This is a genomic window from Nocardia jiangxiensis NBRC 101359, from assembly GCF_000308615.1.
Lineage (GTDB): Bacteria > Actinomycetota > Actinomycetes > Mycobacteriales > Mycobacteriaceae > Nocardia > Nocardia jiangxiensis.
This window is the reverse complement of sequence record NZ_BAGB01000125.1, coordinates 1-2433: the sequence shown is the minus strand read 5'-3', so window position 1 is coordinate 2433 and position 2433 is coordinate 1. Positions and strand designations below refer to the sequence as shown.

The 2433-nt window shown below is 63.4% G+C and carries 4 protein-coding genes; 3 read left to right on the top strand and 1 reads right to left on the bottom strand.

The window, feature by feature from the left end; translation table 11 throughout:
• A partial coding sequence (locus tag ON40_RS56265) for an integrase core domain-containing protein (RefSeq protein ID WP_444543727.1) occupies positions 1 to 191 on the bottom strand: 191 nt, incomplete at its 3' end.
• A 101-nt stretch (positions 192 to 292) separates the two neighbouring features.
• Between ON40_RS56265 and ON40_RS53755 the strand changes: the two genes are divergently transcribed.
• The 3 genes from ON40_RS53755 to ON40_RS34530 all read left to right on the top strand — a co-directional run.
• The gene (locus tag ON40_RS53755) at positions 293 to 514 is read left to right on the top strand and encodes a hypothetical protein (protein WP_040829462.1); all 222 of its coding nucleotides are present in this window, start codon (positions 293 to 295) and stop codon (positions 512 to 514) included.
• 333 nt (positions 515 to 847) lie between these two features.
• Complete coding sequence (locus ON40_RS34535) at positions 848 to 1396, top strand: hypothetical protein (protein WP_040829461.1); 549 nt, start codon at positions 848 to 850, stop codon at positions 1394 to 1396.
• 107 nt (positions 1397 to 1503) lie between these two features.
• The coding region (locus tag ON40_RS34530; RefSeq protein WP_040829459.1) for a hypothetical protein at positions 1504 to 2433 on the top strand (930 nt) is incomplete at its 3' end.

The window sequence follows — 2433 nt, the reverse complement described above, 5'->3', positions numbered from 1 at the left end:
CTTTGGTTCCCGATCGCGGAATGCCGCCGGGTAGTGTTGTAGAAGTTCATCCACTTGTCAACCGAGACAACGAGTTCGGCCTTCGTGGCGTAGGTGTGCCGGTAGTAGTGCTCGTGTTTGAAACTCGACCACAGTGATTCGGAAGGGCTGTTGTCCCAACAGATTCCGGTCGCTCCCATCGACCGGCGCAGCCCGTGCTGCCAGCCACGGCACGGCAGCCAACAACGATCCTCAGATCCAAGGAGATCGTTTCGGGAATCGTTCGCACCTGGCCTGGGGCGCGGGCCCGCACATGTGCCCCGCGACGTCGACCGCGTATCTGATCGCGCAGGGCGCGGTCGACCAGCTCATCGATGCTCTTCCGGAAATGCATCTGGATGGTGAGCTGAAGTGGCGTTCTGGGGCGTTCCAGCGGGCACTGGAAGGGCTGATCGTCACCTTCGACCCGTACACGATGCCTGCCCGAATGCCACCACCTCCCATCCTCCCGGCAATGCACAAGGCGACGGCATGATCAACGCGGTCTGGCGGCTGAGACCATCCCACAGATTGCGTGGATCCCCCACCGATCCCCTCGGCTGCCTGGCAGTCGGGCCTTCAGGTTCGGGGTGTGGGTCTCGTAGTGTCGTCGAGCATCCGGAGTGTGTCGGCGAGCATGATCTGCAAATGCCGAGCCGTGCTCGCAGAAGCCGACACCGCACATAATGAGTCTGGCCACCTCGATGGACACGCACGGCACACTCCCGCGTGCGTGCTGCGTGTCGGTTTTCGGTGCCGGTTGAGGTGTCGGTGCGCTGATCTATGCTGGCTGGGCTTGCGCTCGGGCGGCTGAGAGTCAGGAGTGGGGATGGGCGAGGACGAGCAGCTGGGCATGGATCTGGGTGTGCCCGTGGAGCGGACGGCGTGGGCGAGGTGGGTGGATCCGGACCGGCGAGGGGGCCAGCTGCGGAAGTTCCTCGACCGCATCGGATTGCCAGATCTGCCGGAACAGGCGTGGGAGTTCGAGTCGGCGGAAGCCAGCCGGATCGGCGAGGTCATCGCGGAGGTGTTCCCGGATATCGAGACCGCCACGGCGCCCGAGAATGCTGATCTCGCTGATCAGCTCGTGTGCTTCGTCGGTGAGTGCTTCGTGCGGTACGCGGGCGCGCAGTGGTACGACCAGGCACGGTACAGCCAGACACGCGAGTGGACCGACGACCTCGAGTATGTGTCGCTGTACGAGGGTATCGAGCCCGCGGTGGCCTTCACTGCCGAGAGCGGTGACAGTAGCAGCTACACGGCCGGTTATCTCGTGTCCTACACCGTGATGTACGGCTTCGGCGGGTTCACCGGGACAGCCACCTTGATCCTGGCCAAGGCGATGCTGGACGAGGTGCAGAACTCCGATCAGTCGTAGCTGGTCGCTGCACGTAATCCGTTCCGCTGCTTGCTATCTGGTTTCGGCCCGGGGGTGTGCGCGAGGTGTCTGATGCTGGCAGACGGCGCATGGAAGAACGAGAACGGATGCGTCGCGCGGACGAGGCCGCGACGGCGCAGGGGCGCGAGAACAACGCCCGCGGCGAGCATTACCACCGCGGAATGGCGGAAATCCGGCGCGAGAATCGTGAAAATGGTTGGGTCCGTGAGTATGTCGAGCCGTCCACCAATCAGCGGCTGGACCAGGCTCGCGTGTACGTCAACGAGGAGCTCCGCGCGTTCCGGGAGTACAAGTCGGGCCGGATCGACGGCCGATCGCTCGAGCAGCTGCGCAAGCACAAGGAGTTGCTGGAGAAGGAGGTCTACCGTTCCGGCGAGTGGGTGTCGGCAACTCCGCTCGCGCAGGCACCGGGAGAATTCCGCGACCTGGTGAAGCAGATGCGCGAACAGCTGAACTTCCGCTTCGTCGTCACCCCTCGCGAGTTGACCGAACGAGCTATGCAGCTCGGGAGGCAACTGACCCCCGGTGTCCAACAGTTGGAGTTGGTCTCCGGCTACGAGCTGCACCGAAGAGACCGCGCTCGCAAGCGCCTGAACAACATTCGAGCGATCGTGCAGGCGCGAGAAGCGAAAGAACGCACCGAGCGGGAGACACAAGAACGAGAGACACAAGAACGAGAGCGTAAGCAGCGGGAACGAAAAGAACTCGATGCGCGGAAAAGGGATATCGCCCGGGTTGTAGGAGCGAATTCCAAAGCGATCGCCGTGGCGAAAGCTGATGGTGCGTCGTTTCCGACTCGCGAGTTGCGCGACGCCCACTCGGACGTGTCTCGAGCGCTGGAGGATGTGCGGGAAAAGGAACAAGAGCAGACGCGGGAGATGTTGGCGGACTTGGAGTTCGGGGGTAAGTCTGCGCACGTGATGGAGGAGATCCTGGCGCAAGGGCGCGAGCGCCAGCGGGCCAGGCTGACCACGCAGATCGATGCCCTCGGCAAGGAAGCCACCGCCCGAGAGGAA